This window comes from Mesorhizobium sp. CU3, from assembly GCF_006442965.1.
Lineage (GTDB): Bacteria > Pseudomonadota > Alphaproteobacteria > Rhizobiales > Rhizobiaceae > Mesorhizobium.
Genome location: NZ_VFWX01000008.1, coordinates 21,989 through 35,723 on the forward strand (window position 1 = coordinate 21,989; position 13,735 = coordinate 35,723).

The following is a 13,735-nucleotide window of genomic DNA, read 5'->3' on the forward strand; positions in this document are numbered from 1 at the left end:
GCTTTCTCGCAGGTTCTGGTCGCAAAACCGCTTTGCACTTTTGCGGAACCTGCTCATCAGTTCGTGCTTTCCTGCCAGACGCCCTTGGCCTTCAACCCGTCGGCGACTTCCTTGGGCATGTAGCGCTCGTCATGCTTGGCCAGCACGCTGTCGGCGACGAAGACGCCGTCCGGGCCGAAGGCGCCCTCGGTGATGACGCCCTGATCCTCGCGAAACAGGTCCGGCAGGATGCCGGTATAGGTGACCTTGACCGATTTCTGCTTGTCGGTGACCGAGAAGGCGACGGTGGCGCCCTGTCCACGCACGATCGTGCCCTTTTCGACCAGGCCGCCGAGGCGGATGCGCTGTCCCGGCGGGACGCTTGCGGTGGCGAGATCGGCCGGCATATAGAAATAGGACGCCTTCTGGCCAAGCGCGTAGAAGGTCAGCCCGGCAGCGGCGCCAAGAAAGGCCAGCCCGGCCAGGATCACCGACAATCGCTTCTGCTTGCGCGTCATTTTCCTACTCCGTCGCCGTCACGCCGAGGGAGGCGGCGAAGGCGGTGAACTTCTTGGCCTGCTCGCTGTCGGCGCCGAAGGCGGCGACAGCGCGTCCCAGCGCATCGCGCGCCTGGTCGGCCTTGCCGAGCACGACATAGGAACGAATGAGCCGCATCCATCCTTCCTCGTCACGCGGGTTTTGCTTCAACTTGTCGTCAAGCCCGGCGACCATGGTCTCGATCATCGCCTGCCGGTCCTGCGGCGACATCTGCTGTGCGTCCTCGACCTGTTGCGCGGCCGGCCCGTTGGCCGGCGGATTCGCGGCGACCGCCGGCGCGGCCGCTTCGGCGAGCGCCTGCTGGACGGCGTTGCGCCACGGCGAATCCGGCGCTAGCCCGCCCAGCATCTTTTGCCAGGCGGCGACAGCCTCGGCCTTGCGGCCTTCCTGGGCAAGTCCGACCGCCAGATAAAAATTCGCCTTGGCGTTGGCGGGATCGAGCTTCAGCGCCGCGTCGAAGGCCTCTTGCGCGTCGGCCGAGACGATACCGCCGGCCGCACTTGCGATCGCCTCGCCGAGGCCCGCCTGGCGCGCCGCGCTGCCGCCGTCGAGGCGGATGGCGTTACGGTAGGCGGTGACGGCGTCCGGATAGCGCTGCAGGCGCAGATAGACCGGCGCCAGCACGTCCCAGCCCTTGCCGTCCTGCGGGTTGGCGGCGAGATGCGCCTCAGCGCGGGCAACGAGCTCATCGACCGAGGAATCGGCCGGGTTCTTGGCCAGTCGCTCGGCCAGCGGCTGCGAGGGTAACTCGGGGGAGCCGAGCACACCGTAAAGCCCCCAGCTCAGCAGCGGAACGGCGAGCACGGCCACGCTGGCGATCAGCCTCGCGCCGCGTGATGGCGCGGCGGCCGCCGCATCCGCCTTGCCGGCCGCGCCGAGGCGCAGGATGCGGCGGCCGATCTCGGCGCGGGCTTCCTCGGCCTCTCCAGGCTGGATCAGGCCGCGCGCCATGTCGCGGTCGAGCTCGGACAGCTGGTCGCGATAGACTTCGAGGTCATGGTCGCCGGCCGACGGCGCGCCCCTCAAGCCGCCGGTAAGCGGCAAAAGCACAGCCAGGCTGGCGCCCAGCGTGAGGATTGCGGCTATGATCCAGAACAGCATGGCTATTCCAATAAAGGCAGAGCCCTGCCCTGCCAACACGAGCATGCTGCGACGCTTTGGCGGCAGATCGACTGTCCGACCTTGATCGACGTCAATCTCGCCGACTTATCAGCTCAGCGGCGTCCAGCTGCCGTCGCCGTTGCGGCAGGCGGTGCCGCGCGCGGTAACGCCCGACGTGCCGGTAAAGACCGTATGGGTGTACTGACGGCAGTCCTGCGAGCCGACCCTGTAGGGCTGGGCTGCGACGACCTCGCCCGAATGGTTCGAGCTGTCGCTCTTCCACGTCACCTTCTGGCCGCTGGTGTTGTATTCCAGCGCCTTGTACTCCGCCTCGAGCCCCTTGCGCTTTTCGGCGTCGCTGAGGCCCGAGCCGATCGAACCGCCGATCAGCCCGCCATTCATGGCGGCAACGATGTTGGTCGAGACCTTGCCGGCGGCAGGCGGCGTGGAGACAGGCGTGACCGGAGCGGTAGGGCCGCCTTTGCCCAACGTCGTGCAGCCGGAAACGGCGAGCAGGGCGGAAACGAGCGCGACGCGAATCTTCATGCCAACAACCGGTTGTCTTGAGCGGGATGAGCGGGGGGCTGCGTCATTAAGGGGATTTTCAAGGCCATAGTATTGATATTTGTCGGAAATTTGGCCGCGGACGGCCACAGGCAAGTCGATGGAAACATTATTGGAGGCTCCGCAATCTCACCACCGCCCTCAAGCCGCCCATGCCGGACCGTTCCAGCGCCAAGGCGCCTCCATACTCGTTGACGAGGTCGGCGACAATGGCAAGGCCAAGCCCTGTTCCCGGCTTCGTCTCATCCAGTCGCTTGCCACGCTTCAACGCTTCCCGCGCCTTGTCTTCAGGAATACCCGGACCGTCATCCTCTATAACGATTTCAAACAGGCTGATGTTTCCCGGCACGGCGGCGACAGACACCATCGCGGCGCTCTTTGCCCATTTCACGGCATTATCAAGCAGATTTCCCAGTAATTCCTCCAGATCCTCGCGCTCGCCGGCAAAAACGATCTCGGCCGGCGGCAGCGACAGCGTCAGCCTGGTTTGCGGATTGAGTTTCTGCAGCACGCGCACCATGCGCTCGACCAGCGGCGAAACCGGGGTGCGGAAGACGACGCTGTCGCGCTGGGCGGCGACACGGGCGCGCTGCAGGTAATGGTCGACCTGGGTCTGCATCGAGGCGGCCTGATCGGCGATCAGCTGGCCCTTCGGCCCGCCGAGCGCCCGGCCCTCATTGATCAGAACGGCCAGCGGCGTCTTCAGCGAATGGGCTAGATTGCCGACCTGCGTGCGCGAGCGTTCGACGATGCGCCTGTTGTTCTCGATCAGCGCGTTGGTCTCGTTGGCCAGCGGCTCGATCTCGGCCGGGAAGCTGCCGTCGAGCCGCTGCGCGGTGCCCTCGCGCACCATGGCCAGCGCGTTTCGCACGCGGCGCAAGGGCTGCAGGCCGAGCAGGATGGCGATGGCGTTGATGGCGATCATGCCGATGCCGAACAGCGACAGATAGGTGAGCAGGCGGCGCTGGAAGCTGGCGATCTCCTGTTCCAGCTCGCTGTGGTTGCCCATGACGCGGAAACGTGCGGCGCGATTCTTGGCGTCGAGCACGAACTCGCTCTCGAACACCTGGAGCTCCTCGCCCTTGATGCCTTCCATCGAATAGCTGCGCTGAAAATTCGCGTTGAACGGCACCTCGGCGACGCTTGGCGACAGGATCGAGGTGGTCATCGAAGAGGAATGGAGTTCGCCATGCACGCCCTCGGAAGCCGGCTCGACCGACCAGTACCAGCCGGAATTCGGCTGCGAAAAGCGCAGGTCGCCAAGGTCCGGCGTGCCGGTCAGCGCGCCGTTGTCGGAAATGCCCACAGAGCCGATCAGGTTGAACAGATGCGCCGACAAGAGGCTGTCGAAGCCGCGTTCGCTGGCCTGGCGGTAAAGCGTGGTGATGAGCGTGAAGATGACGACCAGCGTCAGGATCGCCCAGATGGTGGAAAAGGCGATGACGCGGAAGGTCAACGAGCGCGGCCAGACCCTGAGCCGCGCCAGCCTGGTCGTCATCGATGGCTGCAGCGGTTCCGCGTCACGCCTCCGGCTCACGCATGCGATAGCCCATGCCCCGCACGGTTTCGATCATGTCGATGCCCATCTTCTTGCGAAGCCGGCCGACAAACACTTCTATGGTGTTGGAATCGCGGTCGAAATCCTGGTCGTAGAGATGCTCGACCAGCTCGGTGCGCGACACCACCTCGCCCATATGATGCATCAGATAGGCGAGCAGCCGGAATTCGTGCGAGGTGAGCTTCAGCGGCACGCCGTTGACATCGGCCTTGGAGGCCTTGGTGTCGAGGCGCAAAGGCCCGCAGGTAAGTTCCGACGAGGCGTGCCCCGCGGCGCGGCGGATCAGCGCCCGCACGCGCGCCAGCACCTCCTCGATGTGGAAAGGTTTCGTCACATAGTCGTCGGCGCCGGCGTCGATGCCGGCCACCTTGTCGCTCCAGCGGTCGCGCGCGGTGAGGATCAGCACCGGCATCTTGCGGCCGCCGCGGCGCCAGCGCTCTACGACGCTGATGCCGTCCATCTGCGGCAGGCCGATGTCGAGGACGACGGCGTCGTAAGGCTCGGTGTCGCCGAGGAAATGCCCCTCCTCGCCGTCATAGGCGCGGTCGACGACATAGCCGGCATCGACCAGCGCATCGGCCAGCTGCCGGTTGAGATCCTTGTCATCCTCGACGACGAGCACACGCATGGTTTGTAAGCCTGTTGAGGGTGCAGCTATAGGCCGATTCCGCCGGCCTGGGAAACGCCGGCGTCAGCCTGCCGGAACCACGATTTCCGAGCGGCGGGGCCGCTGGCCGTCCTTGCCGGGCACCAGCACGACGATGACGCAGACCTGCTGGCCGCCGCGCGTCGCCGACGAGGCCTTGGCCAGCGTGCCGCCATTCTGCTCGGCCACCTGCTGGCCGATGGCATAGCAATCGCCGGCTGCCAGCACGACCGGCTGGTCGACCGACGGTTCGACGACCGGCACAGCGGTCGCGTGCGACGCAAACAGGCCGGCCGCGGCGAGCGCCAGCATTGTTTTGCGGAAATTGGACCCAAGCTTTTTCATGATCACGGTTCTAACGCATAGGGGCTGAACGTGAAATGAACGGTGAACGGCCGAAACTCCATGCCCGCAATACCCCATTTTGACTTTGTTGCGAGATCAACGAATGCGATCACGCCGCCTGGGTTCCCCACGATCCGGGCTTGGCGATTCATAGCCGGAAAATCAGCATTCCGGCTATGGTTTTCGGATGCACAACTTTCGCTCTGCCCTAGCTAGAGCATGATCCCGAAAAGTGGAAACCGGTTTTCGGAAAAGATCATGCTCCAACAAAGAGTTAGATAAGGGTGACGATTCAACGAAACGTTATCCTGATCTAGAGTGGAACGATCGGACGACCATGGGAGCATGCAATGACGAGCGACGATCTTGCCGAGCTTTACCGGGGCTACATCGCCTGCCTGAACAACCAGGACTGGGACAATCTCGGCCGCTTCGTCGGCGAACAGGTCCAGTATAATGGCGAGACGATCGGACTTTCGGGCTACCGCCGCATGCTGGAGGGCGACTTCGCTGCGATCCCCGACCTGCGCTTCAGCATCGAGCTTGTGATCTCCGAACCGCCGCGCGTGGCGGCGCGGCTGCATTTCGACTGCCATCCCAAAGGCGTGCTGTTCGGCCTGCCGGTGCACGGCAAGCGCGTCAGCTTTGCCGAAAACGTCATCTATGAATTCCACGACGGCCGCATCCGCGAGGTCTGGTCGGTCATCGACAAGGCCGCCATCCAGGCGCAGATCTAGCGCCATGCCGAACTCTCAGGTGCTTTCCTCGGTGAGCGCGCGAAAGCGCAGCAGTCCGTGATGGACGGCGAGGTCCTCGTCGTAGCGAGCCTCGGCGAATTCCAAGGACAAAAGCGTCCGGTCGCGCGAGCCGATGGAAAACGCCGCGCCGTCGAGGCGCTTGCGGAGGCTATCCATGATCAGGCGCGTCTCGGCATCGCCTTGCGTCTTCGACCAGACGTGGAACGTCACCTGCTGGTCATTGTCGTTGTCGGCGCCCGATTCCAGGTTGAAGGCGCTGGTGCGGCCATAGGTGACGTGCGGAAAAGCCGCCTTGTCGCTGGCGTGCTCGAGCAGCCCCGTGCCGCCGAGCAATTGCGAAAGCGAGCGGTCGGTCTTCAGCCTCATGAACAAGGCCTGCATCAAATCGCCAGGCGCCGTCATCCGCAAACCATCGCTAAAGCCTTCATGTCGCCAGTCCATCGGCACCGTAGCCGCGACCGCAATCTGACGCCAGATCGCGAATCGTATTGGCTATAGCATGAGCGGCGAAGGTCTCGGAGTTATTACATTTTCAGGCAGCGTCTCGGTTTGAATTCGGCGTTGCTACCCCTGCTTCATCCACCAGTAAGAAGCCCAAAAGCCCAAGACGATCACTATCAACGTGATAGGCCAATAGGTTGCCGCCCAAAGCATACCGATAAGCGCAGCCCACGCGAAGCCGTCGCTATGGCCGCCCAGTTGAATTCCAAGAATAAACCATCCCCCGAATAGCAGTCCGAGCCATCCAAAAATGAGAACTATGACCCTAAACGCTACCAATTGAGCATCCACCGAGATTGGCCTATCGATGGATATTACACACGCTCGTTAAGATTGCCCGCCGTACGCCGGAATGCGCCTTTTCGCAATCAGGACACGGGAGCCGCGCCGCCTTCCTCGGTGCGGCGCGCAATGAATTCGTCGAGAACACCGGTAGTGGCGGCGGCCGAAGGCGGCGCCTGGAAATCAGCAAGGATCCGCTTCCAGATGCCAGTGGCGCGCTCCGTCGCGCTTTTCGAGCCGGACTGCGTCCAATTGCCGAAATTCGACCAGTCGGCGACCAGCGGCTCGTAGAAGGCGGTGCGGTAGCGCGCCATGGTGTGGGCGGCGGCGAAGAAATGGCCGCCCGGCTGCACTTCGGCGATGGCGTCGAAGCCGATAGCGTCGGCGTCGCCCGGCGTCGCGGCGCAAAGCTCGGCGACGGTCTGCAGCGCCTCGATGTCGGTGATCAGCTTCTCGTAGGAGACGCTCAAGCCTCCCTCCAGCCAGCCGGCTGCATGGATGCAGACGGTGGCGCCGGCGAGCACCGAGCCCCACAGCGCGAACTGCGTCTCATGCGCGGCCTGGACATCGGAGATGTTGGCGGCGCTGCCGCCGCCGGAGCGCCAGGGCAGGCCGGTGTAGCGGGCGAGCTGGCCGGCGCCGAGCGTCGCCTTGATGTGCTCGGGCGTGCCGAAGGCCGGGGCGCCGGACTTCATGTCGACATTGGAGGAGAAGGAGCCATAGACCACCGGCGCGCCTCCCCGCACGATCTGGGCGAGCGTCAGGCCGGCCAGCGCCTCGGCATGCTGCAGCGTCAGCGCGCCGGCCACCGTGATCGGCGCCATGGCACCGGCGAGGCAGAAGGGCGTGATGATCGAGACCTGTCCGGCCCGGGCGAAGTCGATGATGCCTTGCGCCATCGGGATGTCGAGCTGGCGCGGCGAATTGGTGTTGATGACGGTGTAGCAGTGGGCACCGGCGCGGAACTCGTCCTCAGACAAGCCGCGCGCCAGCCGGATCATCTCGAAACTGTCGTCGACCTGCGGCGTGCCGCGCGCGAAGACGAAGGGGAATTTGTCCGACAGCGTCAATTGAGCGCGGTTGACGGCGTAGTGGCGGAAACGGTTGTCGATGTCCTGCGGCTCGATCGCGGGGCAAAGCATGTGCAGCACGTCGAAATGCTGGATGAGTTTGGTCAGTTCCTCATAGGCGGCAAGGGAGCCCGGACGCCGGCCGCGCTCGAGATCGGTGACGTTGGGCGCGCCGGCGCCGGCGAGGAAGGTCATGGAGCCGAGCTCGAGCGTCAGGTCGCGGCCGCGGTCGCCGGCCAGCGCCTGAATTGATTTCGGCGCAGATGCTAGGGCAGCGGTGACGATGTCGCGACCGAGGCGGACCATCTGGCTGTCCTCGTCGACCAGCGCGCCCGCCTTGGCGTAGATGGCGCGGGCCTCCGGCAACAGCACCTTGATGCCGAGTTCCTCCAGCACGCGCAGCGCCGTCTCGTGGATCGCGGCGACCTGGTCCTCGGAGAAGACCGGCTGCGGCAGGAACGGGTTCTTCAGCGCGCGGTAGTTCGGATGGCGGCTGGATTCCGAGCCGGCCTCACCGGTGCGGCCGCGCCGGCGTTCGCGTCTCAAATCGCGTGCGACGTCCTCAACCATGTCAATTCCTCCTTGGAACAGGATGACATTTCTTCGAAACGTCATCCCGTTCCATCTTATCCTCTTGTTTGAGCATGATCTTTTCCGAAAACCGGTTCCCATTTTTTGGGATCATGCTCTATTGCCGCATCGCCTTGCCGTCCGGGTCGTAGGGCGAGGCCGCGATGACGCGCGCCGGCCTTTCGACCCCGACAATGTGGACGGAAAGTTCGGTGCCCTCCCCGGCGAAATCGTCATCCAGCAACGCCAGGGCGACGCTCCTGCCGATCGAGTAGCCATAGCCGCCGGAGGTGACGAAACCGACGCGCCGGCCCTGATGCCAGACCGGTTCGAAGCCGCTGGCGTCGGCGTCGACGGCGTCGACCTCCAGCGTCACGATCCGCCGCGAGACGCCGGCCGCCTTCTCCTTCAGCGCCGCTTCGCGGCCGATGAAGTCGCCCTTGTCGAAGGCGATGAAACGGTCGAGCCCGGTCTCACCGGGCGTGTAGCCTTGCGTGAATTCGCGCGACCAGATGCCGAAGCTCTTTTCCAGCCTGAGCGAATTCAGCGCGTAATAGCCGATCTCGGCAAGGCCGAGATCCTCGCCGGCGGCAAGCAGGGTTTCGCGCAGCGTGGCGTGCAAGGTCGCCGGGCAGTTGATCTCGAAGCCGAGTTCGCCGGCGATGGAGAGGCGCGCGACGCGGGCGCGCACCATGCCGATATCGACGGTGCCGCAGGCCATGAACGGCAGGCTTTTGGCGGAGATGTCCTGATGCGTGGTGCGCTCGACGATTTTCCTGGCGTTGGGACCGGTGACGAGGAAGCCGGACACCGCGTCGGAGATGTCGGTGACCGTGACGCCTTCGGCCATATGGGTTTCGAACCAGCGCATGTGGAATTCGCGCAGATAGTAGGAGCCCATGATCCAGAATTCGCCGCCACCCCAGTTGAGCACGGTGAGGTCGCCCTTCAGCCGGCCATCGGGCCCCAGCATCGGCGCCAATCTGGCGCGACCGGGCTTCGGCAGGATGCAGGCGAGCAGCCGGTCGAGCCAGGCCTCGGCGCCGGGGCCTGACACGGCGTAGCGCGAAAAGGCGGTGGTATCGACGAGGCCGGCGGCGCGGCGGACCTGCAGCACCTCGTCGCCGACGATGTCGAAAGCGTTGGAGCGCTTCAGCGTCGTCTCCTCGCGAAAACCCATCGGCGCGAAATAGGCCGGGATTTCCAGGCCCCAGGAAGCAGTCCACTCGGCGCCGGCGGCGCTCATGCCGTCATAGGCGCCGGGGCGCTTCAGCGGCCGGCCGGCCGGCAGGCGTTCATTGGGGAAGGTCATGACGAAGCGGCGGGCGTAGAACTGGCGCGTGGTTTGTCTGAGATATTCGCGGTTGGCGGCAAAGGCGCCGTAGCGGGCGATGTCCATGCCGAAAATATCGGCCTGCGGCTCGCCGTAAATCATCCATTCGGCGAGCGACTTGCCGACGCCGCCGCCTTGGCTGAAGCCGGCCATGACGCCGCAGGCGACCCAGTAGTTTTTCAAACCCCGCACCGGACCGACCAGCGGGTTGCCGTCCGGCGTGAAGGTGAAGGCGCCGTTGACCCATTTGCGGATGCCGGCATTGGCGAGGCACGGAAAGCGTTCATAGGCCTTGGACAGCTCCGGGCTGATGCGGTCGATATCCTCGGGGATCAGCTCGATGCCGTAATCCCAGGGCGCGCCGTCCATGTTCCAGTGTTTCGGGTTCTGCTCGTAGACGCCGAGCAGCACGCCCTTGCGCTCCTGCCGCAGATAGGAGAAGCCGTCGAGGTCGACGGCGAGGCCAAGCTCCTTGTCGAGCGCGGCGACCTCGGGAATGTCCTCGGTGACGAAATAATGGTGCTCCATCGGCGTCACCGGCAGGTCGACGCCGGCCATCAGCCCGACCTGCTTGGCCCAAAGGCCGCCGGCATTGACGACATGCTCGGCAACGATCGTGCCCTTCTCGGTGACGACGTCCCAGCAGCCGTCGGCGCGCGGCTTCAATTCGACGACGCGGTTGCGCAGGATGACATCGGCGCCGCGCTTCTTCGCGGCACCCGCATAGGCGTGCGTGGTTCCATAAGGGTCGAGATGGCCCTCGTTGGAATCGTAGAGCCCGCCCAGCACATCGCTGACATTGGCGATCGGGCAGATTTCCTTGATCTCCTCGGGCGTCACCAGCCGCGCCGTCTCAATGCCGACCGACTGGAAAACCGCCCAGGCCGACTTCAGCCATTCCCAGCGCGCAGGGTCGCTCGCCATGTTGACGCCGCCGGTCATGTGCAAGCCGGCATTCTGGCCGGACTCGGCCTCGATCTCGCGGTAGAGTTTTATCGTGTAATCCTGCAGCGCCGCGACATTGGGATCGGCGTTGAGCGCATGGAAGCCGGCTGCCGCGTGCCAGGTCGAGCCGGCGGTCAGCTCGGCGCGCTCGATCAGCGCCACGTCGCTCCAGCCGAAGCGCGTCAGGTGATAGAGCACCGAGGCGCCGACCACCCCGCCCCCGATGACGACCGCGCGATAGTGTGACTTCACGAGCTTCTCCCTCTCGTTGGAGGCTCTCACCATATCGTCTCCGTACATATGTGTCTAGACACTAGTGTACGGAATGCTTGCGTGCCGCATCGTGCTATGCCAGTTCTGAGGTCATGATCATGAGCTCGCCCCAGGCCGAGTCGCCCGGCAACATCAAGGTGACTCGTGCCGACTGGATCGACATCGCACTGCAGACGCTGATCGCCGAGGGCATCGAAAGTGTCCGAATCCTGCCGCTCGGCCAGAAGCTCGGCGTCGCCCGGTCGAGCTTCTACTGGTATTTCGAAAGCCGGCAGGACCTGCTTGAGCAGTTGCTCAACCACTGGCACGACACCAACACCAACGCGATCGTCGAGCGTGCGATGCGCCCGGCCGAGACCATCATCAAGGGCGTCATGAACGTCTTCGAATGCTGGGCCGACGAGCGCCTGTTCGATCCGCGGCTCGATTTCGCCGTCCGCGAATGGGCGCGCCGCTCCGACGATGTGCGGCGCATGATCGACCGCGCCGACGACGAGCGCCTCAGCGCCATCCGCGACATGTATCGCCGCCACGGCTATGACGAGGAGGACGCATTCATCCGGGCGCGGGTGCTCTATTACATGCAGATCGGCTACTACGTGCTCGACCTCAAGGAGCCGGTGAAGGCGCGCGTCAGCCACCTCGCCGCCTATCTGCGCGCCTTCACCGGCCTGGAGCCGAGCGAGGCGGATGTGACGCATTTCATGCGTTTCATCGCGGGGCGGCGATATAGCTAAGCGAAGAATCAACCCTAGCGTTCAACAAAGCTTGTGTGTGGCTTCGCTGCCCTTGTGAGCGGTGCTAAAATGGTCGATTAGTCTGGCAGGGAGGGCGCTCGGGACCGTTATAGACGGTTTCGGGCGGAGGTGCCGGGGTGGAATTCTGCAATGGATAATCCCTCGAAACCACGCAAGAGAAGAGGCCGCATCGCTTCGGCGCTGCTCGCCGTCGATGCGTGGCTAGATACGTCGCTTTACGAGATCGGCTTCAAGGCGCGCGAGTTCTGGGAAGCGGCGACGATCTTTTCGCGCCGTTTCAGGGTTCATGGCTGGCGCCGCGCCATCGTCGAGGTGCTGAGCGAGGGCTTCACCATGGGCGCCGGCGGCTTCGTCGTGCTCTTGGCGCTCGCCATGCCGGCCTTCGAGATCACCACCGGCGACTGGCGCAACCAGGGCGATTTCGCCGTCACCTTCCTCGACCGCTACGGCAACGAGATCGGCCAGCGCGGCATCATCCAGCGCGATTCCGTGCCGGTGGACGAGATGCCCGACATCGTCATCAAATCGGTGCTGGCCACCGAGGACCGGCGCTTCTTCGAGCATTACGGCATCGACATCCTCGGCCTGTCGCGCGCGATCTTCGAGAATGTGCGCGCCAATGCCGTCGTCCAGGGCGGCTCCAGCCTGACGCAGCAGCTGGCCAAGAACCTGTTCCTGTCCAACGAGCGCACCTTCGACCGCAAGATCAAGGAAGCCTTCCTGTCGCTGTGGCTGGAAGCGAACCTCTCCAAGAAGGAGATCCTGCAGCTCTATCTCGACCGCGCCTATATGGGCGGCGGCACGTTCGGCATCGAGGCGGCGGCGGACTTCTATTTCGGCAAGAGCGTGAAGGATCTGAACCTGGCCGAGGCAGCGATGCTGGCCGGGCTTTTCAAGGCGCCGACCAAATACGCCCCGCACATCAACCTGCCCGCCGCCCGCGCCCGCGCCAATGTGGTGCTGTCCAACCTGGTCGATGCCGGCTTCATGACCGAGGGCCAGGTGCTGCAGGCGCGGCTGCATCCGGCCGATGTCGTCGATCGCGGCGAACAGAAGAGCCCGGATTATTTCCTCGACTGGGCCTTCGACGAGGTGAAGAAGATCGCCAAGCCCGGCCAGCATTCGCTGGTCGCCCACACCACCTTCGACGCCAACATCCAGAAGGCGGCGGAAGAGTCGATGGAGTTCCACCTTCGCCAGTTCGGCAAGGAATACAATGTCACCGAAGGCGCGCTGGTGGTGATCGAGACCAACGGCGCGGTGCGCGCCATCGTCGGCGGGCGCGACTATGGCGCCAGCCAGTTCAACCGTGCCACCAAGGCGCTGCGCCAGGCCGGCTCGTCGTTCAAGCCCTATGTCTACGCGACGGCGATGGAACACGGGTTCACGCCGAATTCGATCGTCTCCGGCGGGCCGATCAGCTGGGGCAACTGGTCGCCGCATAATTACAACGGCGAATCGGCTGGCAAGCTGCCGCTGATCGTGGCGATGGCCAAATCGATCAATACGGTGCCGGTCAGACTGGCGAAGGACTATCTCGGCATCGCGCCGATCAAGGCGATGGCCGAGTCGTTCGGCGTCGAGTCGCAGCTGGAAGCGCATAAGACCATGGTGCTCGGCACATCGCTGATGACGGTGATGGACCAGGCCACGGGCTACAGCGTCTTCGCGCAGAACGGCTTTGTCGGTTCCCGCCATGGAATAACGCAGCTCGTCACCCGGACCGGCGACGTCGTCTATGACTGGACCAAGGACGCGCCGCCGCCGCATCGCGTCTTGTCCGAGCAGGCGCTGAAATCGATGAACACCATGCTTGCCGCCGTGCCGGTGATGGGCACGGCGAGACGCGCCCAGATCCCGAACATCGTGGTCGCCGGCAAGACCGGCACGACGCAATCCTACCGCGACGCGTGGTTCGTCGGCTTCACCGGCAATTACACGGCCGCGGTCTGGCTCGGCAATGACGACTTCACCCCGACCAACAAGATGACCGGAGGTTCGCTGCCGGCGATGGTCTGGCAGCGGCTGATGGTCTACGCGCACCAGAACATCGACCTGAAGCCGATCCCCGGCATCGATCATCCGTTCGTCGATCCGGAAGTGGCGGCCAAGGCCGAGGAAGCGGCGAAAAAGGAAGCCGCCGACGCCGCAGCGCAAGCCGCGGCTGAGCGCCCGCCGGTGCTTTCGAGCCGCACGACGCAAACCTTGAGGGACATGACCAAGGTGTTCGAGGCAGCCCCCACGCTTGAGCCACAGGCGCCACCGGAGACGCTGTCGGCGCTATAGGTGTGCTGATATTCAGGCGAGGCCGGCCTGCAAATGGCGGCTTCCTGCGCTTCCGGTGCTCACGTACGAAAAGTACGCTCCGCTCCGGTTCTCGGAATCCACCATTTTCGACTCGTCCTGACCTGAATCTCAACACACCTATGCTTGGGTTGGATCAAGCCGTCTTGCCACGCCACCCCGCGCCGCGATATCCCCAGCAACCTCCTCT

Annotated in this window: 12 protein-coding genes; 3 read left to right on the forward strand and 9 right to left on the reverse strand. The window is 64.4% G+C overall.

All coding sequences use genetic code 11. From position 1 onward, the window contains the following. Positions 1–56: 56 nt before the first annotated feature. The 6 genes from ccmE to FJ988_RS13835 all read right to left on the reverse strand — a co-directional run bounded on the left by ccmE (position 57) and on the right by FJ988_RS13835 (position 4,751). Positions 57–497 (reverse strand): cytochrome c maturation protein CcmE, encoded by a 441-nt coding sequence (ccmE, locus tag FJ988_RS13810; protein ID WP_140818517.1) that lies wholly within the window; start codon positions 495–497, stop codon positions 57–59. 4 nt (positions 498–501) lie between these two features. Beyond that, the gene (ccmI, locus tag FJ988_RS13815) at positions 502–1,638 is read right to left on the reverse strand and encodes a c-type cytochrome biogenesis protein CcmI (protein WP_140818519.1); all 1,137 of its coding nucleotides are present in this window, start codon (positions 1,636–1,638) and stop codon (positions 502–504) included. Between the two features lie 108 nt (positions 1,639–1,746). Beyond that, a complete protein-coding gene (locus FJ988_RS13820; protein WP_140818521.1) occupies positions 1,747–2,184 on the reverse strand; it encodes a hypothetical protein in 438 nt (145 codons plus the stop codon). A 127-nt stretch (positions 2,185–2,311) separates the two neighbouring features. After that, entirely contained in the window at positions 2,312–3,700 is a 1,389-nt protein-coding gene (locus tag FJ988_RS13825; protein ID WP_181183526.1) for an ATP-binding protein, read from the reverse strand. A gap of 22 nt (positions 3,701–3,722) precedes the next feature. Then, positions 3,723–4,388 carry a response regulator transcription factor gene (locus FJ988_RS13830; RefSeq protein ID WP_041002188.1) on the reverse strand — a complete coding sequence of 222 codons (666 nt, stop codon included), beginning with the start codon at positions 4,386–4,388 and terminating at the stop codon, positions 3,723–3,725. A gap of 63 nt (positions 4,389–4,451) precedes the next feature. Next, positions 4,452–4,751 (reverse strand): hypothetical protein, encoded by a 300-nt coding sequence (locus FJ988_RS13835; RefSeq protein ID WP_140818525.1) that lies wholly within the window; start codon positions 4,749–4,751, stop codon positions 4,452–4,454. A gap of 350 nt (positions 4,752–5,101) precedes the next feature. On the opposite strand from FJ988_RS13835, the gene FJ988_RS13840 reads away from it, so the two are divergent. Continuing rightward, a complete protein-coding gene (locus FJ988_RS13840; RefSeq protein WP_140818527.1) occupies positions 5,102–5,488 on the forward strand; it encodes an ester cyclase in 387 nt (128 codons plus the stop codon). A 15-nt stretch (positions 5,489–5,503) separates the two neighbouring features. Here the strand turns inward: FJ988_RS13840 and FJ988_RS13845 are convergent, their stop codons facing one another. The 3 genes from FJ988_RS13845 to FJ988_RS13855 form a co-directional block, all read right to left on the reverse strand. Continuing rightward, entirely contained in the window at positions 5,504–5,875 is a 372-nt protein-coding gene (locus FJ988_RS13845; RefSeq protein ID WP_246688534.1) for a DUF3168 domain-containing protein, read from the reverse strand. Positions 5,876–6,378: 503 nt separating this feature from the next. Beyond that, positions 6,379–7,932, reverse strand: coding sequence for a trimethylamine methyltransferase family protein (locus tag FJ988_RS13850; protein ID WP_140818531.1), 1,554 nt, complete (start codon positions 7,930–7,932; stop codon positions 6,379–6,381). Positions 7,933–8,050: 118 nt separating this feature from the next. After that, complete coding sequence (locus FJ988_RS13855; RefSeq protein ID WP_140818534.1) at positions 8,051–10,462, reverse strand: FAD-dependent oxidoreductase; 2,412 nt, start codon at positions 10,460–10,462, stop codon at positions 8,051–8,053. A gap of 113 nt (positions 10,463–10,575) precedes the next feature. Between FJ988_RS13855 and FJ988_RS13860 the strand changes: the two genes are divergently transcribed. Continuing rightward, a complete protein-coding gene (locus FJ988_RS13860; RefSeq protein ID WP_140818536.1) occupies positions 10,576–11,220 on the forward strand; it encodes a TetR/AcrR family transcriptional regulator in 645 nt (214 codons plus the stop codon). Between the two features lie 150 nt (positions 11,221–11,370). Next, positions 11,371–13,527 (forward strand): transglycosylase domain-containing protein, encoded by a 2,157-nt coding sequence (locus tag FJ988_RS13865; RefSeq protein ID WP_140818539.1) that lies wholly within the window; start codon positions 11,371–11,373, stop codon positions 13,525–13,527. Positions 13,528–13,735 lie beyond the last annotated feature (208 nt).